This window comes from Arthrobacter sp. MAHUQ-56 (assembly GCF_019710585.1).
GTDB lineage: Bacteria > Actinomycetota > Actinomycetes > Actinomycetales > Micrococcaceae > Arthrobacter.
Genome location: NZ_JAIFZQ010000007.1, coordinates 103,789 through 122,490 on the forward strand (window position 1 = coordinate 103,789; position 18,702 = coordinate 122,490).

Sequence of the window (18,702 nt, forward strand, 5' to 3'; positions counted from 1 at the left end):
GGCAGCCACGGATGGACCGCCTCCAGCACCCGCTCTTCGCCCGCGCCTTTGCCCGCGCCGTTGGTGCCCTGGACCGCCGCGGGGCCGCTGAGCACCGCAGCCGCGTGCTGGCCGGCCTGCACGGGTCAGTCATCGAAATCGGCGCAGGCACCGGCTCCTCCTTCCCGCTGTACCCGCCCGCCGTCACGCACGTGCTGGCGCTGGAGCCGGATGACTACCTGCGGGGTGTGGCGGAGGAGAACGCCGCCACCGCCAGCGTCCCTGTCACGGTGGTTGATGCCGCCGCAGAGCACATTCCCGCAGGAACCGGCAGCGCCGACGCCGTGGTGGCAAGCCTCGTCCTGTGCAGCGTCAGGAACCAGGCGGAAGCCCTCGCGGAGATCCGCCGTGTCCTCAAGCCCGGCGGGACCCTTGCCTACTATGAACACGTCCGCTCCAACCGCCCTCTCCTGGCCAGGGCCGAAGACCTGCTGACCCCCGTGTGGGGGCGGTTCATGGGCGGCTGCCACCTCAACCGCGACACGCTCGGTGCCATCACGGCGGCAGGTTTCATTGTCGAAGGGAATGTCCGCTTCAACTTTGCCGTGGGGCGCCTGAACCCTCCGCTGGCGCACATCCTGGGCACGGCCACGAGCCCGGGACCTGTCCCACAAGCCCGGACGGATCCGGCGTGACAGACCTGAACGTCCGGGAACGGGCCTCCCTTCAACTGGCGATCACCGACGCCGCCGCACTGACAGCCGGGCAGGCGCTGGAACGGCTGGGCTCCGGACCCTCGGGCCTGGCAGAGGACGAAGCCGCAGCCCGCCTGGTGCAGCTTGGACCCAACGCCGTCCGTACCCACCGGGCCAACGCCTGGGCGGTGCTGGGCCGCCAGTTCGCCAGCCCCATCCTGGTCCTCCTGATTGCCACCGCCGCCCTGTCACTGTTCCTGGGCGACGCCACCAACTCGGTCGTCATCGGCGTGATCCTGCTGGCCAGCGTGGGTCTCGGCTTCGCCAACGAATACCGCGCCGAGCGCGCATCGGAGGCGCTGCACTCCCGCGTCACCCACCGCGCCGCCGTGCAGCGCGGCGGAACCACCCGGGACGTGGACGTCACCGCCCTCGTGCCGGGCGACGTCGTCCATCTCTCCATGGGCGCCATCATCCCCGCGGACATCCGCCTCCTGACCACCAACGACCTCCTGTGCGACGAAAGCATCCTCACCGGGGAGTCCCAGCCCGCCGCCAAGGACCCTGCTCCCGTGCCGGCCGGCGCGGCCCTGGCCGACCTCGCCTCCTGCGCCTTCATGGGCACCGTGGTCCACTCCGGCAGCTGCAGCGGCGTGGTGGTGGCCACCGGCGGCCGCGCAGAGTTCGGCCGGATCGCGCTGGGCCTGGGCGAGCGGCAGCCGCAGACCGAGTTCCAGCTGGGGTTGAAGCGCTTTTCCTTCCTGCTGCTGCAGGTGGCCATCGTGCTCACCTCGCTGATCTTCATCGCCAACGTGCTGCTGCAGCGCCCACTGCTGGAATCGCTCCTGTTCTCCCTGGCCATCGCGGTGGGCATCACGCCTCAGCTGCTTCCCGCCGTCGTCAGCACCAGCCTTGCCACGGGCACCCGCCAGCTGGCCCGGCGCAGAGTTCTGGTGAAGCGGCTGGTGTGCATCGAGGACCTGGGGGACATGGACATCCTGGTCACGGACAAGACCGGCACGCTTACCGAGGGGAAGATCAGCTACACCGGCGCACTGCCGGCCTCCCCGGACATGTCCGACGACGGCCTGCTGACCCTGGGCCTGCTGGCCACCGAGGCGGATTACAGCGGCGGCACGGTATCGGCTGCCGGGCAGAACCCGCTGGACGCGGCGTTGTGGGAGAGCCCGGGCGCGGCTGCTTTCGAACCCGCGCGGTTCGAGCGGCTCGACCTGATCGGCTTCGACCACCAGCGGCGGCGGACCACCGTGCTGGTCCGGGAAGCGGATGGCCCTGCGCTGGTTGCCACAAAGGGAGCACCCGAGGACGTGCTGGCTTTGTGCGGACCCACCCCGCCTGCCGTGCAGGCCATGCTGGATGGACAGTTCGACGCCGGCGCCCGGGTGGTTGCCGTGGCCACCCGTCCTGCCGCCGGGCTGGGGCAGCTGGTGCCCGCGGACGAGCGGGACCTCACCCTGGCCGGCTTCCTCGTGTTCCTGGACCGCCCCAAGGCCAACGCCCGTCAGTCGCTGGACCGGCTGGAGGCCCTGGGCATTTCCGTGAAGCTCGCCACCGGGGACAACGCGAAGGTGGCGGAAAAGGTCTGCGCCGACCTGGACGTGGTCTCGGGCGGCACGCTCACCGGCGCCGAGGTGGAGGGAATGTCCGACGCCGACCTGTCCGCCGCCGCGCGCACGGCCACCATCTTCGCCCGCGTCTCCCCGGAACAAAAGGCCCGCATCATCACGCTCCTGCGGGAGAGCGGCGGCGCGGTGGGCTTCATGGGCGATGGCGTGAACGACGCCCTGGCACTGCACAAGGCGGACATCGGCATCTCCGTGGACACCGCAACGGACGTGGCCAAGGATGCGGCCGACGTCGTCCTCCTCGACAAGGACCTCGGCGTCCTGGCGGACGGCGTGATGGAGGGGCGGCGGATCTTCGCCAACACCATCAAGTACGTGCTGATGGGCACATCCAGCAACTTCGGCAACATGTTCAGCGCTGCTGTTGCATCGGTGGTGCTGAGCTTCCTGCCCATGCTGCCCGGCCAGATCCTGCTGAACAACCTGCTCTACGACAGCGGGCAGCTCGCCATCCCGGGCGACCGCGTGGACAAGGAACAGCTGCGGGCGCCCTCGCACTGGAACATCGCCTTCATCCGCCGGTTCATGCTGCTTTTCGGGCCCATCAGCTCGCTGTTCGACTTCGCCACGTTCGCCCTGATGCTGTTCGTGTTCACCGCAGCCCCCGGGGAGTTCCGTGCAGGCTGGTTCATCGAATCCATCGCCACCCAGACCCTGATCATCTTCGCCATCCGCACCCGGCGCGTCCCGTTCCTGCGCAGCCGGCCCTCTGCCGGACTTCTCGCAGCCTCGCTGGGCGTGGTGGCGCTGGGGGTGTTCCTGCCGCTTTCACCCCTGGCCGGGGTCCTGGGCTTCGACCCGCTGCCGGTGCCGTTCTTCCTGGCCCTGCTGGGCATGGTGGTGGTGTACCTGGTCCTGGTGGAGCTGGCCAAGCAGTGGTTCTTCACCCGCGGCGCACAGCAGGTGCCCGTGGTACCGCCGCCGGTCCAGCGCCGGCACGCCACCCACCACATCTCCCGCCGCGCGTTCCGCTTCAGCAGCCCGGTCCGGGTGCCGAGGTCAGGTGCGCACCGCGTCAGGGTGCGGCGGCGCCGTAATCATCAGGCCAGGCGGTGACGCGTGTTGCTAGCATGGTCGAAAGAGGCGGTGGGGGCTGTCACTTAAATGCCGGACCAGGGTGAAGTAGCCCGCCCCAGTGAGGCCGGCCAATACTGAGGTGTTTTCTCAATGTGGCGTGAACCCATCAGGCGGCGGACCCGGGAACTCCTGCGGGAATTCGTAGACCGGGCAGATGACCTTGTCCGTGCCCAGGAACATGTTGAGGGCCTGCTCGGCGCGGTGGTTTCCATGGCGGAGGACCTGAGCCTTGAAGCGGTCCTGGACCGGGTGGTGCAGTCGGCGTGCGAGCTCGTCGGGGCACGGTACGGGGCATTGGGCGTCATCGGCGACGACCAGCAGCTCAGCCACTTCATCACCGTCGGCATCGACGAGGAAGGTGCCCACCTCATCGGAGACCTTCCCAAGGGCCACGGAGTGCTGGGTCAGCTGATTCGCGAGCCCCAGCCGCTGCGGCTCCATGACCTGGGCGAACATCCCATCGCGGTGGGGTTCCCGCCGAACCACCCGCCGATGCGGACCTTCCTGGGGGTACCTGTCCGGGTCCGGAACGAAGTCTTCGGGAACCTGTACCTGACCGAAAAGATCGACGGCCCGGACTTCACGGCCGAGGATGAGGACCTGGCCGTCGCCCTCGCCAGCGCCGCCGGCGTGGCGATCCAGAACGCGCGGTTGTTTGACGACACCAACCGCCGCCAGCGGTGGCTCGAAGCCGGAATGGTGGTCAGCGACAGGCTGAAGGCCCAGCCGCGGTCCGATACGGAAAACCTCGACATGATCGCGGAACAGGCCCTGCACGCGTCCGGCTCCGCACTGTCACTGGTGGCCTCCGCAGGCGGGGACGGCAGGATACGGTGCCGGACTTCCGTAGGGGTCCAGGCCATGCCCGGCGGGCAGGAACTGCCTGCCGCCGCTGTCCTGGCAGAGGTGCTTGAGACCGGGGAATCCAAAACCTTCAAGGATTCACGCCAGGTGTTTGACCCGGCGGCGGCCGAAAAGCTCGGGCCGGTCCTGGTGGCAGCACTGGGCAGCAACAGCGACGGCCACCGCGACAGCGTCCTGATCCTGGCCAGGCCCGCCGGCGGGTCGCGCTACACCGAGGTGGACGTCGAACAGAGCGCCTTGTTTTCGTCCCGGATCGGCCTGACGCTGGACTTGCTGAAGGCCAACCAGTTGCGGGAGGAGCACGCGCTGTTCATCGACCGGGAACGGATTGCGCGGGACCTGCACGACCTGGTCATCCAACGGCTGTTCGCGGCCGGATTGAACCTGCAGGGCCTGCGGCGGTACATGTCGGATCCCGCCGCGCTTGAGCGCCGCATTGCCGGTGTCACCACAGAGCTGGACGACTGCATCCATCAGCTCCGCGACACCATCTACTCCCTCCATGCCAGGCAGCCCGACCAGGAGCTTCTCAGCGGGCGCGTCCTGCGCGCTGTCCAGGAGGCCGCGAACGCCGGCGGTTTCCTCCCGAGGATCCAGCTCTCGGGCCCGGTGGACGACGGTGTGGGCGACGAGGTGGCCGACCAGCTGCTGCCGGTGCTGTACGAAAGCGTCAGCAACGCCGTCCGGCACTCCGGGTCGGAGGACATCTACATCCACCTGGCAGCCCAGGAGGACGAGGTGGTGCTCACGGTCCGGGACAACGGCTGCGGCTTTGCCGATCCGGAACGCGTCAGCGGCCTGGACAACATGAAGAGCCGGGCTTCCCGCTTGGGCGGTACCTGCGTCATCGAGAGCTCACCGGGCCAGGGCACGAGCGTGACCTGGACGGTGCCTGCTGCCGGACGAGGCGGGCTCCGGCGCTAATTCACGGGGATCTCGGCCGGGGCCAGCTGGCTTCGAGGGCGGAAGCCAAGCTTGTGCAGTACGGCGGAGACGCAGGCAGCCACGGTCTCGTCAGCGAGCGTGAGTTCCTGTCCGATCTGCGGGTTGGTGAGGCCCCGCGCCATGAGCGCCAGCACGGTCCGTTCCCGCTGTGTCATGGTTTCCGGCCAGGAGGCGGAGGCGGCTGCGTGCAGGCCTTCGGCAGCCCATGCCCTAAGCCCGGGCCGCGGAAGGGGTGCGCCGGCGGCGGCCATGCGGATACGGTTGACCAGTTCGTTGTTGGTCCCCACCTGCTTGAGCACGTAGCCGGATGCGCCCGCCAGGACCATTGCCCGCGCCGCGTGGTGTTCATCCCAGCCGGTGAGGATCAGGCATTTGACGTCTGGAGCGGTGGAATGGAGATCACGGCAGACCTCGATTCCGGTGCCGTCAGGGAGCCTGTCGTCCAACACCGCAAGGTCCGGGTTCAGGACGGGGATAAGCCTTCTGGCTTCGGCGGCTGATCCGCTTTCGCCGGCGATAAGAAAGCCGTCGTGTTCGAGCAGGTCCCTCAGTCCCTGCCGGACCAATTTGTGGTCATTGAGGATAAAGACCCGGACGGCCATGCCAAGGGAGCGGACATTGTCCGCGGGTGCTGCTGGTGTATCCATGGAGGTGCTCTCGTCGGTTCGGTGCCCTCCCCGGCCACCTTCCCCGTGCAGCCACCCCTTCGAAAGGAACTTCAATCCATCATCCCGCATATTGCCGCCGTCCGATACCCATTCCCGGATCGGGAATTGCCGGTACCGCGGCTGGGGTGATGCAGGCGGGGCCTGTGGTGCTGAGTCTTTCAAAGGTGCTGTGTCTTTCAAAACGGTGTGTTCAGGCCGCCCTCGGCCGGGGACGGGCGAGGAAGACCTCCAGCGATTGGAACGTGGCGTCGGCTTCGTCGAACGCAGGGTTCCCATGCGGGTGCAGACGGTGCAGGAGCCCGCCGTTGTGCCGGAGCCGCCGGCGGGCGGTGCCTATGGCGCGGCTGGCAAAGTCGACGTCGCCCCGGTGGCGGAGCAGCGGGAAGGTCATGCCCTGCATCGAGCCCAGGGCCACCGCGAGCACATTGGCGTCCACCTGGCGGCCTGCAGCCCGGTGACGGCGCAACTGGGCAGCGAACCCGTCCCATACTTTCCGAGCCGCGATCCGCGCCACTTCCGTCCGTGCTTCGTTGTCCGGCAAACCCCGGCACAGCAGTTCCTGGTGGAGGCACTCCAACGCGGCGAGCTCTTCTTCCTGTGCCATTGGCACCGGTGATGTCAGGGCCTGTGACGGCGGAACGGAATGACGCGTGAGGATGTCAGCGGGCATGCCGCGCTCCTTTCGATGCCTTCGCGTGTGGATGCCTTCACGGCCACATGTCCTTGGGGTTCTGCGTGGAATGCCGCTCCGGCCTCGCGACGTGAGGACCCGGACGGCGCCTTTACCAGCGTGCCAAAGCACGCTGGCCCCTCCATAGGGCTGAAGGTCCCGTATCGGGGTGCTGGGACTTGGCCGCGATGCCAGGGGTTGGAAGGCGGGGGGCTTTGTGCCCTGTTTCCGTTTCCGGGCCGGTCCTAGCCTGAGTTAAGCAGCGCGGCGCGCGGCCGCCTGCCGTATCCCGGGAGGCACACGGTGAAATCGGCAAACGCAAGCATCATCGCAGGCATCGTCCTCATGGCGCTGGGTGTGCTGTTGCTGCTGGACCGGCTCGGCATTATGGACAGCGCAGCCTTTGTGGCGCCGGTGGCCTTCGCAGCCGTCGGGGTCCTGTTCCTGTCCCTGTTCATCAGGCGCCAGGAGTTCTGGTGGGCCGCCATCCCCGGCTCCGTGTTCCTGGGCCTGGCGGCGGTCATCACGGCCACACAGCTCACGGGCGGCGCCTGGGGCGCAGCCCTTCTGTTCCTCTTCATGGGGGCGGGCTTCGCCGCTGTGTTCCTGCGGGAACCCGGCAACTGGTGGGCCCTGATCCCGTCGGGCGTCATGTTCACGCTGGCGGTCATCGTGGCCCTCCCGCAGGAGCTGCAGGGCACGCCCACCGCCGCCGTCCTCTTCCTTGGCCTGGCGGCCACCTTCGGCGTGCTTTCCCTGATCCCGGTGCGCATCGATGAGGCAGCCGAGCACCCCGACCGGATGAAGTGGCCGTTGATCCCGGCCGGGATCCTCGCCGTCATGGGACTGATCTTTGTCCTCCAGGCCACGGCGATATTCATTCCCATGGACTTCGCCGTGCCCGCCGTCATGGTCCTGGCGGGTGTAGCACTGCTGATCTACGCATACGTCGCCCACCGCGACGGGCAGCAGAAGGCACACGGACCCGGCCCCCGGGCAGGCTAGGAGACCGGCAGGCTAGTAGACCGGGCAGGCTGACGGCTTTGGGCGGTTAACGGACCTTCCGCGCGGGCCGCAGCAGCGTGGCCCACAGGTGCCAGAGCATCCCGGCCATGGTGGCAAGGAATGCTGCGACCGCGAGCCACAGCTCGGCCCGGCCGATCGCTGCCACCAGGGGTAACTGGTCGGCGCGGCCGAGGTAGATCCCGGCCACGGCGTACATCCCGAGGGGGAAGATGACGCTCCACAGGCCGGGCTCGTAGGACAAAGGAACGCGGTGGAGCACGTGCCGCCACCACCCGGCCGCGAGCAGCACCGGAAACAGCCACGAGGCGAAGGCCCAGAAGACCACGGACGCGCCGGCCACCAGCCCTCGGGTTGCATCCACCATGGGCGCACCCGCCATCTCCACGATCCGCGCTCCCGCCAGGACACTGATGGCCATGGCGCCCATGGCTACGAAGTATTGCGGACGCAGATCCTCGGGGCGGATGGGGTAGGTCATCAGCCGCAGCGAAACGAAGATGCCCACCGCGGCGTAGAGGATGAGGCCCACCGACCAGGCCACGACGCCGGCAAGCGCCAGGGGTGCGCGCCAGCCGGGCCCGGCGAGCGGTTCGAGGGACGCGGCCGCCACCGCCACTGACTGGCTGGCCACGCACCAAATGAACCAGGTGCCGTTGGCATCCTTGACCACGGGCCGCTCCGCGCGGCCCAGCACGGCCGTCCATGGGATGACGTAGCCGAGCACCACCCAGGCGAGCGTTGCGGCTGCCAGGAGGACCGCCGTCGCGCCTGGCCACCCTGCCATCCCAAGCCGCACGCCGAGGACGTTGGTGCCGGCAATGAAAGTGAAGAAGCCGAATGCCCGGCCGGGATCGAGGAAGTCGCGGCGCATGTCGGCGGGGAACCGGGCGAGGCGGAACAGGCTGAGCGACAAGGATCACGGCATAGGAGACCGCGCAGGCCACCAGCAGCGCCACGGAAAGGACATGGAAGCCTTCCAGTTCAAGGCCCACTGAGATGATGCCGCTGGCCATGGTGAGGGCGAAGTATCCCGGGGTCAGGGTTTGCACCGCCTCGTTGACCCGGGAGCCCAGGGAGATCCGGGCGGCATCGGCGGTGTTCATGCCACCAAGCTTAGGACTGGTGCCCCGCCCCATCCGCGAGGCGGCCCTTTGCGGGACGTCTCAGGCAGTGCCGCTGGCGGCCTCCGCCTTGGCTTTGATGCCGGCCAGCTGTTCGGCCTGGCTGTGTTCGGACATCTTGATGACAAGTGCATCCACGGCGGCTTCGGCCATATTCCGGGGCACCACGTCCGACCTCATGTCGAGGCGGGTGCCGCCGTCAACGGCCGAGACCTCCACCTTGAAGACCGGCCCCATGGCCGCCTTTGACGTGAAGTGCTCATTGGGAACGAACTCGGTGTATTCGTGCGTCGTCTTGAGTGGAATACCGAGGACCTTCCATGCCGCCTGGAAGGTGGTGCCGACGCCCTCGGGGGTGGTCTTAAGGTCGGAGATCTGCACGTCCGGTCCCAGCCAGACATGGGGATCCTTCACCAGGTCGAAGACCCGATCCACCGGCGCGGCGATGGTGATGCCACCGAACATCGTCAGCGTTTGGCCGGACACGGCGCCGGCGGCTTCCGGGACCGCCTTCTTCCCGGTCTCGATGAGGCTCTTGACGTTGGCCACCATGCCCTTGATGTCGTCTTCGGTCATCCGGACAAAAAGCGCCTGCGCCGGGACCCGGACCAGCGGGGCCTGGATATCGAGGACTGAATCGACCGTCAGCGCGGTGCCCGTGCCCGCCGGTTCCAGGGAGAACGTGATGACAGGCCCGAACGACCTGGAGACAATGCGCTTGTTGGGAACCACCTCGCGGTACTCGTGGGTGACATGCATGGGAATGCCCCACGCCTTCGCTGACCACCGTGCGGACGTGCCGATGCCCTCCGGCCTGATGTCCAGCTGGGTGACTTCGCTGTCCCCGGGGAATGCCTTCATCCAGTTCGTCGGGTCGCTCAGGAAGGAGAACACCTTGTCCACGGGGGCGTTGATCATGGTGCTCTGTGAGACGTTCCTGGTCATACTTTCCATCTCCTTTCGGGTCAGGAGCTCCGGCGTCGGCTCCCGCCGTTCCAGTGCAGCCCGAAAGGAAGGCCGGGAACAGGGCAAAAAGTCCCGGCGGACCCCCGTAACCGAAAAGGGGGGAACGCAAGGGGCGGACCCGGCTACTCCGCCCCCGCCCGGTTCACGGCATTGGGCCTGCCGGCCTTGGCGGGCCGGGCCTTCGGCTCCTTGGCAGGGAGCGTGGCGACGTAGCCCAGCGCCTTCTCGGCCCATGCCCTGGCACGGGTGTCGTCGCCGTCGCCCTCTTCATTCCACACTTCCGGCAGTCCCGTGTACCCGCCCATGGGCCGCCCGGCCGGCCCGAAGGGTACGGTCCGTTCCGAGGACTCCAGCAGTTCCTTGTCCTCGGCGGACAGCTTCACGCCGATGGTGGACCCGAATAGCCCGGCGAACATGTTGCCATTGACGAAGGCCCCCAGGTTGCCGAACATCGGTTTCACCACCACGCCAGGGCGGTCCGGGACCACGCGCCGGAAGCGCTCCTTCTCTTCCTCGGTTGCCTTGGGCATGTCCATGGCTTCATCTCCCGTTGAAAGGGCTGCGTCCGCAGATCTGGAGGCAGGATATGCCTATTCCCGCCGGTGGTCGAGGACGTGCGGGCGGCCGCTGCGGGGCCGGAAGAAACTCATGCCTGAACAGGTGAAACATCCGGAAGGAGTGCTATATATAGCTCAAGGCAACTATTTTTTGGTTGCCGTGCCGCAGGTTATGGATCCGGGTGCCACCCGGGGGCTGGAGGCAAAGGTGCTGAACATGCCGGGCCCGGCCTCCGCCGCCAGCAAGAAGTTCCTTGCCGCCCTGGCATTTTCCGCGCTCGCACTCCTCACCGCGTGCACCGGCAGCACCAGCGAAACGGTCGCGACGGCTGTCAAGGACAGCTCTTCGGCGGTCGCCACCGCGCGCCTCGCCCTGCGGCAGGACATGGACGGAAAGCTGACCCGGGCCGCAACCTCCACAGCCCTCGACGACGGGCTCAAGGAAGTCCAGGCCAGCCGCGGCACCGTCCTGAAGCTCTCGGCCGCCACCCAGGGGGACCGCGACACCCAAAAGCAGGCCCTTGATGTGCTGGACCAGTGCGCGGCAGGTTTCGCAACCGCCCGCGCCGCGCTGTCAACGTCCGACGGCGCTGCCCCCTCCCTGCCCGACGGGGACAGGGCGCTCGCAGCGGCCGAGGACGTCCTGGACCAGCTGGCCAGGAAGGTGGGGTCCACATGAAGCGGCTCCTCGGCGTCGCACTGGGAATCCTCACCGCCATCGGCGGGTTCGTGGACATCGGCGACCTGGTGACCAACGCCGTCGTGGGTTCACGCTTTGGCCTCTCCCTGGTGTGGGTGGTGGCTGTTGGGGTGGTGGGGATCTGCCTGTTTGCCAACATGTCCGGCCGGGTGGCAGCAGCCTCCGGCAGGGCCACGTTCGAGGTGATCCGGGAACGGCTGGGCGCGCGGGCCGGGCTGGCGAACCTTTCGGCGTCATTCCTGATCAACCTCATGACCGTCACGGCGGAAATCGGCGGCGTTGCGCTGGCCCTGCAGCTGGCCAGCAGCGTGAACTACCTGCTCTGGATCCCGGTGGCGGCCGTGGCCGTGTGGCTGGTGATCTGGCGGGTCAAGTTCTCCATCATGGAGAACGTCACCGGCCTGCTGGGCCTGACGCTGATTGTGTTCGCCGTGGCGCTGTTCATGCTCAAACCGGATTGGGGGTCCCTTGCGGGACAGCTGGTCCCCAGTGTTCCGGAGCAGGAGACCGCCTGGACCTACAGCTACTACGCCATCGCCCTGTTCGGCGCCGCCATGACGCCATATGAGGTGTTCTTCTTCTCCTCCGGCGCTGTGGAGGAAGGGTGGAACGTCAAGGACCTGATCCAGTCCCGGATCAACGTCCTGGCCGGCTTCCCACTCGGCGGCCTGCTGTCCGTCGCCATCGCCGGCTGTGCCGCCGTGGTGCTTCTGCCCGCCGGCATTGCGGTGACCTCGCTCTCGCAGGTGATCCTGCCCGTGGCAGAGGGCGCGGGGAAGCTCGGCCTGGCGTTCGTCCTGGTGGGAGTGGTGGCCGCAACGTTCGGTGCCGCACTGGAAACCACGCTCTCCAGCGGCTACACCCTGGCCCAGTACTTCGGCTGGTCCTGGGGCAAATTCCGCCGTCCCGCCCAGGCTGCGCGCTTCCACCTGGCCATGATCGTGTGCCTGCTCGTGGGCAGCGCGGTCCTTGCCACCGGCGTTGACCCTGTCCTGGTGACCGAGTACTCCGTGGTCTTCTCCGCCATTGCGTTGCCGCTGACCTACCTGCCCATCCTTATCGTGGCCAACGATCCGCAGTACATGGGCAAGCACGTCAACGGCCGGGCAGTGAACATGCTGGGCATGGTGTACCTGGTGATCATCCTGGTGGCGTCCGTGGCGGCAATTCCCCTCATGATCGTGACAGGAGGCGGCTCATGACTCCCTCCAAGGGCCCACTGGCCCCCGCGCCGCACCTGGCGGGGCGCACCCTGGACGCGCAACTGCACCTGATGGACCGGCAGGTCCTGGACCACGACGGCGTCCCGGTCACCACCGTTGACGACCTCGAGCTGAGCGGGCCTGCTGTGGACGAAGAGATCCCGCCCGGCACCCCGGCCCCGGTCCTTACCGCCCTGCTGACCGGCCCCGTCCTGGGGACACGCATCTTCGGCGGCAGGCCGCCGTCGGCCCGGCTGATCCGCATCCCCTGGAAGGACGTGGCCGCGGTGGACGTTGTCCTGACGCTGGGTGTCAGCGGCGAGAACCTGGACGCCGGCTGGGTGGAACGCTGGATCCGCGACAAGATCATCGCCCGCATCCCGGGAGGCCGCCGTGATCCTCGGTGATTTGCTGGGCACCGCCGTGCATGATCCCGACGGCGGGTGGCTGGGCAGGGTGGCCGACGCCCGGTTCGTCCTGGACGGCACCCCGCGCCAACTGCTGGCGGAGCCGCGGCTGCTGGGACTTGTGGTCAGCCCGCACAGCGTGGCCTCGTTCCTGGGGTACGAGCGCACCGGACTGACCCAACCCTGGCCGCTGGCGAACCTGCTGCGCTGGCGGCACCGGGGTTCGTTCCTGGTGATGTGGGAGGACATCGCCATGATTGGTGCCGGTTCCGTGCGCCTCCGGCCAGGATTCATCAGGTACAACCCACAGCTTGACGACCGGGGGCAGGAATAGCCGGGTTGTACGGCGTGGTAATGCGCGGCGGCAATGTCATGTAGTGTGGAACCTGTTGTTGTGTTTATGCAGTTGGTAGTTCAGGCAGTACGCGCGGTCGGAAGTCCGCGTTCTTCTGAAGTAGCGGTTTTTGAACACCCCACGCCGGAGGGCCCGAAAGTCGGGATTTTCCCTCCACCTTCACGAAGGACAAAAATAATGGCTACTGGTACCGTCAAATGGTTTAACGCTGAAAAGGGCTTCGGCTTCATCTCCCCGGACGACTCCTCACAGGATGTTTTCGCGCACTACTCCGCGATCAACTCCAACGGCTTCCGCTCCCTCGAAGAGAACCAGAAGGTTTCCTTCGACACCGAGCAGGGCCCCAAGGGTCCCCAGGCCACCAACATCCAGGCTCTCTAATTCCTTAGGGTTCCGGGACCGTTAGGTTTCCAAGCAGGGCTTGCCGTTCATCGGCAGGCCCTGCTTTTTGTTAACCCGGCTTAGCCATAACCGGCCCGTGACCGCATAAGCGGCGCTGGGCAGCAACGGTTATGCGGTGCGGGGCCGCCCTCAGGCCGGGCCCCATAGTCCGTGAGGCGGGAATGTCTGTCGTCTCGACAAAATTCAGTTGAAGGAGCAAGCTAAAAGTGCGTCCGCCTTACGCGTCCTAACCCCGCGTGAGGGACGGCGTGTGGAATAGATTCCAGCCCTGCGCGCACCAGTTGGGGTGGTGCAGGTCCGGCATGAGAGTGCCGGTTCCGGCTGCCAGCGCCCCGAGAGCCCAGGCGGCCGGTATCTCTACCGAAAAAAACCCTGGCCGTTTCGGCCCATCAGGCAATGTGCTGAACGGTCAGAGCCGTGTGCACCGGCCACTGCGGCCGGACGCATCCGAGAAAGCATTGCTATGAAGCACATTCGGGGAACCAATCCCAGATTCAGAATGCTGGCGTTTATTGTTGCAGTCGCTGTTGCGCTGCTGGCTTCAGTAGCCGCAGCGGTCCCCGCCTCGGCGGACGGGGGTGGCCACCGGACCTGGACGGTGCTGGTGGGCTCCGAGTCCCGCGACCAGGAGATCCAGGGCATGGCTTTCCTCCCCTCGGAGATCTACATCAATGAGAGGGACAGCATCAGGTGGGAGGCGAACTCCGCGGAAATCCATACCGTGACATTCCTGGCGTCAGGGCAGTCACTGCAACCCTTCAATCCGTTCAATCCCGATGAGTTACTGAAGCGCGGACGGAGCAGTTATGACGGGCATTCGTATTACAACTCCGGCCTCCTTGCCAATGTGGACGTCCCTGGCTTCCCCGATGCGAGGAGCTACACGCTGACGTTCCCGCGGGAAGGCGATTTCACTTACTACTGCCTGGTCCACGGCGAGATGATGAAGGGCACCGTCCACGTCCGGGAACAGGGCACTAAGTACCCGTACAGCCAGGCTGACTACGACAAGTCGGCGAGGGCCCAGGAGCGGTCCATCCTGCGGGACGGGCACCAGCTCGATGCCGCCCTGGCGCAGCAGGCCAGTAACCATCGGGTCATCGCAGGCGGTGACGACGGCGTGGCGATGGTCATGCGCTTCGTCCGGCCCACCGTCACGGTTCACGTGGGTGAGACCGTCGTCTTTGCCAATACCGGGATGGGCGCTCCCCACACTGTCACGTTTGGCGCCGAACCGGCCAACATCTTCGCCCCGTCCGGCGACCGGTCCCATTTCACCGGGGGAGACCTCAACTCCGGAATCATGTGGCCCGGCGATGAGTTTGCTGTGACGTTCCAGGCAAAGGGAACGTTCGAGTACATCTGCGCACTCCATGACTACATGGGCATGGTGGGCGAGGTGAAGGTCGTCGGCTGACGCCTTTTCCAGCGACGGTCCGGTAGGGGGTTGCCCCCGGCCGGACCGTTTGCGTTATGCCGGGCCAGTCCAGGCGGTCAGTGCAGCCCCATAGCCTCGCGCACCTCGTCGAGGATGTGGTGCATGGCCCGTTCCGCTACCGCGGTATCGCCACGGGACACGGCGGCGGCAACATCCTCGTGCGCCTGGAGCGCCTCCTTGCGCGGCTTGAACGGCATGAGCCCCTGCTGCGTCCGGCTGGTCAGGACCTCCGCCACCATGCCTTCGAGGGCGCGGAACATCTCGTTGCCGCAGCTCCGCAGCAGCAGTTGGTGGAAAGCTATGTCTGCGGCCAGGAAAGCCTGGAGGTCACCGGCCTCGCCCAGGCGCCTCAGGTCGGCAGCCAGCGAGACAAGCTGCGCACGCTCGGCAGCGCTCGCCCGGCGGGCCGCGCCGGCAGCGGCAATTGGTTCGACGGCGATGCGCAGCTCGGTGAGGCTGCTGTACTGCAGCTCCCGCCGGTCCGAGGCCAGCCGCCACCGCACCAGCTTCGGGTCAAAAACGTTCCACAGGGTCGGCTCCTGCACCACGATGCCGACCCGCCGCCGCGAATAGACCAGGTTCATCGACTCCAGGACCTTCATGGTGTCCCGGGCCACCGTGCGGGAAATCCCGTACTCCTGCTGCAGTCCTTCCAGCGTGAGGCGGGTGCCCGGGGCAAGGCCGCGGGATGCGATGGCTACCCCCAGCGCATCAAGAACCCGGCCCTGCATGGCAGGCGACAACCCGCCGTCCTGCACTTCATCGCCGTCCTGGACTGTCGCCGTCGACATTTTCTCCCCGTTCCCTTACGCGCCGCTGCGCCTTCCCAGAATACCCGCAGGAGCGTCAAAGGTATGACTTGTGACACGCAAAGATAGTATCTATGGACGAAAAAGGTGATACCTTATCGCGTAGCCCAATCGAGACAGGGCCCGTAACGCGCTTCTTCCAAAGCCAAAGACGTCTTCTCCGGAGGTATGACATGCAGTATCCAGCCACGCACCTGGTGGTCATGGGCGTTGCCGGTTCCGGCAAATCCACCCTGGCCGCGGCCCTTTCCCAGCAGCTGGGCTGGGCCTGCGCGGAGGCGGACGAGTTCCACCCCGCAGCCAACATCGCCAAGATGTCCCAGGGCGTTCCCCTCCAGGATGAAGACCGCTGGCCGTGGCTGCAGCAGATCCGGGACTGGATGACAGCCCGAGCCGTCGGGGGCCAGAGCACGGTACTTACCTGTTCCGCACTCAAGCAGAGCTACCGGGAACTCCTTTCCCAAGCCGCAGGCCGGGTGCTCTTCCTCCATCTCGACGGCGGAGCCGACCTGATCAGCCAGCGCATGGAGGGCCGCGAAGGCCACTTCATGCCGCCCACCCTGCTGCCCAGCCAGCTGGCCACCCTGGAGCCGCTCACCGCACAGGAGCTCGACGCCGGCAGCCTCCGCCTGGACATCTCGCGCTCACCCGACGAGCTGGTTGCCACCGTCGTCAACGCCCTTAGCCTCCCCGCCGGCCAGGCGCCCCAGGCGTCCTGACCCCCCTGATCCCCAACCCTGTTTCAAAGGAGAACCATGACCATCGAAGGATGGACCCAGACGCTGGGCGCAGGACCGCTGCTGCTCATCGCCGCGGCAGCGATTCTTGTGCTGCTGTTCCTCATCATCCGGCTGCGGATGCACGCCCTCATCGCGCTGATCCTCATCAGCCTCGCCACCGCCTTCGCCACCGGCATCCCCGCCAACAAGGTGGTCCCGGTCCTGGTGGACGGCTTCGGCACCACCCTCGGCACAGTGGCGCTGCTGGTGGGCCTGGGCGCGATGCTCGGCCGCATCGTGGAAACCAGCGGCGGCGCCAAGGTCCTGGCGGACTACCTCATCGGCGTGTTCGGTGAAAAGCGCGCCCCCTTCGCGCTGGGCCTGGCCTCACTGATCTTCGGCTTCCCCATCTTCTTCGACGCCGGCCTGGTGGTCATGCTGCCCGTGGTCTTCGCAGTTGCCCACCGCTTGGGCGGGGGAGTGCTGCGGTATGGGCTGCCCGCCGCCGGCGCCTTCTCCGTGATGCACATCTTCCTGCCGCCGCACCCCGGCCCGGTCTCCGCCGCCGCCTTCTTTGACGCGAACGTCGGACTCGTCCTGATCGCCGGCCTGATCACGGCCATCCCCACCTGGTACGTCACCGCCTACCTCTACGGCCTGTACACCGGCAAGAAGCTCGTCCTGCCCGTGCCCGAAATCCTGGGCCACGCCAGTGCCGAGGCCGAGGCGCACCCGCCGAAGTTCCGCACCATCATCGGGCTGCTGCTGCTGCCGCTGGTGCTGATCTTCCTCAACACGGGCCTGAACACCCTGGCGTCCTCCGGGGCACTGGATGAATCCGTCAAGAAGGAACAGTGGTTCCAGGTCCTCCGCACCATCGGCGAAACCCCGGTGGCGCTGCTGATCGCCGTCCTCGCAGCGCTGTTCGTCCTGGGCACCCGCCGCGGCCGGGACGCCACCGCCATGGAGAAGCTGCTCGAGTCCTCGCTGGGACCGGTCTGCTCCGTCATCCTCATCACCGGCGCCGGCGGCATGTTCGGTGGTGTGCTGCGCACCTCCGGCATCGGCAAGGCGCTGGCTGACGTGCTGGGCAACGTGGGTATCCCGCTGATCCTGGCAGGGTTCCTGATCTCCGCCATCCTGCGCATTGCCCAGGGCTCGGCAACGGTCGCACTGACCACCACCGCAGGCCTTATCGCCCCCGCCGTCGCCGCGGGCGGGCTGAACGGCATGCAGGTCGCCGCCATGGTCATCGCCGTGGCCGCCGGTTCCGTGGTGGTCTCCCACGTCAACGACTCCGGCTTCTGGCTGGTGGGCCGCTTCTTCGGGATGGACGTCAAGACCACGCTGAAGACCTGGACCGTCATGGAGACGCTCATCGGCGTGATGGGCTTCGCCATCGCCGGCATGATCTTCCTGGTGGCCGGCCTGGCGGGCTGACGCAGCACGCTTGGGAGCGGGGCGGGGCGGCTGGTGGGAACACCGGCCGCCCCGCCGTCGTTATCCCCAAAGCCACCGTCACCGGAAAGAACCGACCAAAGGACACCCCCTTGACTCCTCGCACCATTGTGATCACCGGCGCCAGCGACGGCATCGGAGCGGCAGCCGCACGGACGCTGGCCACGGCGGGGGAGCAGGTGGTCGTCGTTGGCCGGTCTCCCGGGAAGACCCGCGCTCTGGCCGCGGAGCTCGGCGCGGACCACTACGTGGCCGACTTCGCCGACCTTGCGCAGGTCCGCGATCTTGCGGAAAAGCTGAAATCCAACTACCCGCACATCGACGTGCTCGCCAACAACGCCGGCGGCATGATGGGCAAGCGCACGCTCACCGTGGACGGCAACGAGCTGACATTCCAGGTCAACCACCTGGCGCCCTTCCTGCTCACCAGTCTCCTGGTGGACACGCTGACCGCCAGCCAGGCGAAGATCATCAATACCGCCAGCCACGCCAACTTCCACGGCAAGCTGAATCTTTCCGACCTCAACGCCGAACGCGGCTACAGCACCTACCGCGCGTACGGCACCGGCAAGCTCGCCAACATCCTGTTCACTTCCGAGCTGCACCGCCGCTTCCACGACCAGGGAATCACGACGGCGGCCTTCCACCCGGGCGTGGTCCGCACCAACTTCGCGGCGGACTCCCCGAGCCCCTTCCGGCATGCCTACAAGACCCTGCTGAACCGCTTCATGCTCAGCCCGGACCAGGGTGCCGACACCATGCTCTGGCTCATCAACGGCACCGCCGGCACCGACTGGATCTCCGGCGCCTACTACGCCAGGCGTGCCCTGGCCAAGGCCAACCCGCAGGCCTACGATGCCGAACTGGCGCGAGGGCTCTGGGAGAAGAGCGAACACCTGGTCGCCGCCCTCGTTTAGCCGGACGCCGGTCCTGGAGCATTCGTGGCGGAAAGGCGTAACTTATGGACGCCGCAGCCGCCGCAATTCAGGTAAATCCCC

At 67.0% G+C, this 18,702-nt stretch carries 19 protein-coding genes; 13 read left to right on the forward strand and 6 right to left on the reverse strand.

What is annotated here, in order from left to right:
* Positions 1–11 precede the first annotated feature (11 nt).
* The 3 genes from K4G53_RS03860 (at position 12) to K4G53_RS03870 (ending at position 5,185) form a co-directional block, all read left to right on the forward strand.
* Positions 12–674: a class I SAM-dependent methyltransferase gene (locus tag K4G53_RS03860; protein ID WP_221384186.1), complete on the forward strand. Its 663-nt coding sequence runs from the start codon at positions 12–14 to the stop codon at positions 672–674.
* A complete protein-coding gene (gene mgtA / locus K4G53_RS03865; RefSeq protein ID WP_221384187.1) occupies positions 671–3,376 on the forward strand; it encodes a magnesium-translocating P-type ATPase in 2,706 nt (901 codons plus the stop codon). The genes K4G53_RS03860 and mgtA overlap by 4 nt, the downstream gene beginning before the upstream one ends.
* 111 nt (positions 3,377–3,487) lie before the next feature.
* Positions 3,488–5,185, forward strand: a complete 1,698-nt coding sequence (locus K4G53_RS03870; RefSeq protein WP_221384188.1) for a GAF domain-containing sensor histidine kinase — start codon at positions 3,488–3,490, stop codon at positions 5,183–5,185.
* Here the strand turns inward: K4G53_RS03870 and K4G53_RS03875 are convergent.
* Positions 5,182–5,853 (reverse strand): response regulator transcription factor, encoded by a 672-nt coding sequence (locus tag K4G53_RS03875; protein ID WP_221384189.1) that lies wholly within the window; start codon positions 5,851–5,853, stop codon positions 5,182–5,184. The genes K4G53_RS03870 and K4G53_RS03875 overlap by 4 nt on opposite strands.
* Before the next feature lie 211 nt (positions 5,854–6,064).
* Positions 6,065–6,544, reverse strand: a complete 480-nt coding sequence (locus tag K4G53_RS03880; RefSeq protein WP_221384190.1) for a hypothetical protein — start codon at positions 6,542–6,544, stop codon at positions 6,065–6,067.
* Positions 6,545–6,847: 303 nt separating this feature from the next.
* On the opposite strand from K4G53_RS03880, the gene K4G53_RS03885 reads away from it, so the two are divergent.
* Positions 6,848–7,549, forward strand: coding sequence for a hypothetical protein (locus tag K4G53_RS03885; protein ID WP_221384191.1), 702 nt, complete (start codon positions 6,848–6,850; stop codon positions 7,547–7,549).
* 46 nt (positions 7,550–7,595) lie between these two features.
* On the opposite strand, the gene K4G53_RS03890 is transcribed toward K4G53_RS03885, so the two are convergent.
* The 3 genes from K4G53_RS03890 to K4G53_RS03900 all read right to left on the reverse strand — a co-directional run bounded on the left by K4G53_RS03890 (position 7,596) and on the right by K4G53_RS03900 (position 10,193).
* Positions 7,596–8,483: a tellurite resistance/C4-dicarboxylate transporter family protein gene (locus K4G53_RS03890; protein ID WP_260323186.1), complete on the reverse strand. Its 888-nt coding sequence runs from the start codon at positions 8,481–8,483 to the stop codon at positions 7,596–7,598.
* 250 nt (positions 8,484–8,733) lie between these two features.
* Positions 8,734–9,636, reverse strand: a complete 903-nt coding sequence (locus K4G53_RS03895) for an SRPBCC family protein (protein ID WP_221384192.1) — start codon at positions 9,634–9,636, stop codon at positions 8,734–8,736.
* 143 nt (positions 9,637–9,779) lie between these two features.
* The gene (locus tag K4G53_RS03900) at positions 9,780–10,193 is read right to left on the reverse strand and encodes a TfoX/Sxy family protein (RefSeq protein WP_221384193.1); all 414 of its coding nucleotides are present in this window, start codon (positions 10,191–10,193) and stop codon (positions 9,780–9,782) included.
* Between the two features lie 181 nt (positions 10,194–10,374).
* On the opposite strand from K4G53_RS03900, the gene K4G53_RS03905 reads away from it, so the two are divergent.
* The 6 genes from K4G53_RS03905 (at position 10,375) to K4G53_RS03930 (ending at position 14,697) form a co-directional block, all read left to right on the forward strand.
* Entirely contained in the window at positions 10,375–10,893 is a 519-nt protein-coding gene (locus tag K4G53_RS03905) for a hypothetical protein (RefSeq protein ID WP_221384194.1), read from the forward strand.
* Positions 10,890–12,116: an Nramp family divalent metal transporter gene (locus K4G53_RS03910; protein ID WP_221384195.1), complete on the forward strand. Its 1,227-nt coding sequence runs from the start codon at positions 10,890–10,892 to the stop codon at positions 12,114–12,116. The genes K4G53_RS03905 and K4G53_RS03910 overlap by 4 nt, the downstream gene beginning before the upstream one ends.
* Positions 12,113–12,523 carry a hypothetical protein gene (locus K4G53_RS03915; RefSeq protein WP_221384196.1) on the forward strand — a complete coding sequence of 137 codons (411 nt, stop codon included), beginning with the start codon at positions 12,113–12,115 and terminating at the stop codon, positions 12,521–12,523. Before K4G53_RS03910 ends, K4G53_RS03915 begins: the two co-directional genes overlap by 4 nt.
* Positions 12,510–12,857 carry a PRC-barrel domain containing protein gene (locus tag K4G53_RS03920; RefSeq protein WP_221384197.1) on the forward strand — a complete coding sequence of 116 codons (348 nt, stop codon included), beginning with the start codon at positions 12,510–12,512 and terminating at the stop codon, positions 12,855–12,857. Before K4G53_RS03915 ends, K4G53_RS03920 begins: the two co-directional genes overlap by 14 nt.
* Positions 12,858–13,055: 198 nt before the next feature.
* Positions 13,056–13,259: a cold-shock protein gene (locus tag K4G53_RS03925; RefSeq protein WP_009372930.1), complete on the forward strand. Its 204-nt coding sequence runs from the start codon at positions 13,056–13,058 to the stop codon at positions 13,257–13,259.
* A gap of 520 nt (positions 13,260–13,779) precedes the next feature.
* Positions 13,780–14,697, forward strand: coding sequence for a plastocyanin/azurin family copper-binding protein (locus K4G53_RS03930; RefSeq protein WP_260323188.1), 918 nt, complete (start codon positions 13,780–13,782; stop codon positions 14,695–14,697).
* Positions 14,698–14,774: 77 nt separating this feature from the next.
* Here K4G53_RS03930 and K4G53_RS03935 read toward each other — a convergent pair whose 3' ends face one another.
* A complete protein-coding gene (locus K4G53_RS03935) occupies positions 14,775–15,509 on the reverse strand; it encodes a FadR/GntR family transcriptional regulator (protein WP_221384199.1) in 735 nt (244 codons plus the stop codon).
* 191 nt (positions 15,510–15,700) lie between these two features.
* On the opposite strand from K4G53_RS03935, the gene K4G53_RS03940 reads away from it, so the two are divergent.
* The 3 genes from K4G53_RS03940 (at position 15,701) to K4G53_RS03950 (ending at position 18,621) form a co-directional block, all read left to right on the forward strand.
* Positions 15,701–16,246 carry a gluconokinase gene (locus tag K4G53_RS03940; RefSeq protein WP_221384200.1) on the forward strand — a complete coding sequence of 182 codons (546 nt, stop codon included), beginning with the start codon at positions 15,701–15,703 and terminating at the stop codon, positions 16,244–16,246.
* A gap of 36 nt (positions 16,247–16,282) precedes the next feature.
* Positions 16,283–17,686 carry a GntP family permease gene (locus K4G53_RS03945; protein ID WP_221384201.1) on the forward strand — a complete coding sequence of 468 codons (1,404 nt, stop codon included), beginning with the start codon at positions 16,283–16,285 and terminating at the stop codon, positions 17,684–17,686.
* A gap of 110 nt (positions 17,687–17,796) precedes the next feature.
* Positions 17,797–18,621 carry an SDR family NAD(P)-dependent oxidoreductase gene (locus K4G53_RS03950; RefSeq protein ID WP_221384202.1) on the forward strand — a complete coding sequence of 275 codons (825 nt, stop codon included), beginning with the start codon at positions 17,797–17,799 and terminating at the stop codon, positions 18,619–18,621.
* The last annotated feature ends 81 nt before the right edge of the window (positions 18,622–18,702 follow it).

Coding starts and splice junctions, on each gene's coding strand:
- K4G53_RS03860 (WP_221384186.1), top strand. CDS start 12: ATGGACCGCCTCCAGCACCCGCTCTTCGCCCGCGCCTTTGCCCGCGCC.
- K4G53_RS03870 (WP_221384188.1), top strand. CDS start 3,488: ATGTGGCGTGAACCCATCAGGCGGCGGACCCGGGAACTCCTGCGGGAA.
- K4G53_RS03875 (WP_221384189.1), bottom strand. CDS start 5,853: ATGGATACACCAGCAGCACCCGCGGACAATGTCCGCTCCCTTGGCATG.
- K4G53_RS03880 (WP_221384190.1), bottom strand. CDS start 6,544: ATGCCCGCTGACATCCTCACGCGTCATTCCGTTCCGCCGTCACAGGCC.
- K4G53_RS03895 (WP_221384192.1), bottom strand. CDS start 9,636: ATGACCAGGAACGTCTCACAGAGCACCATGATCAACGCCCCCGTGGAC.
- K4G53_RS03900 (WP_221384193.1), bottom strand. CDS start 10,193: ATGGACATGCCCAAGGCAACCGAGGAAGAGAAGGAGCGCTTCCGGCGC.
- K4G53_RS03910 (WP_221384195.1), top strand. CDS start 10,890: ATGAAGCGGCTCCTCGGCGTCGCACTGGGAATCCTCACCGCCATCGGC.
- K4G53_RS03915 (WP_221384196.1), top strand. CDS start 12,113: ATGACTCCCTCCAAGGGCCCACTGGCCCCCGCGCCGCACCTGGCGGGG.
- K4G53_RS03925 (WP_009372930.1), top strand. CDS start 13,056: ATGGCTACTGGTACCGTCAAATGGTTTAACGCTGAAAAGGGCTTCGGC.
- K4G53_RS03930 (WP_260323188.1), top strand. CDS start 13,780: ATGCTGGCGTTTATTGTTGCAGTCGCTGTTGCGCTGCTGGCTTCAGTA.
- K4G53_RS03935 (WP_221384199.1), bottom strand. CDS start 15,509: ATGTCGACGGCGACAGTCCAGGACGGCGATGAAGTGCAGGACGGCGGG.
- K4G53_RS03940 (WP_221384200.1), top strand. CDS start 15,701: ATGCAGTATCCAGCCACGCACCTGGTGGTCATGGGCGTTGCCGGTTCC.
- K4G53_RS03945 (WP_221384201.1), top strand. CDS start 16,283: ATGACCATCGAAGGATGGACCCAGACGCTGGGCGCAGGACCGCTGCTG.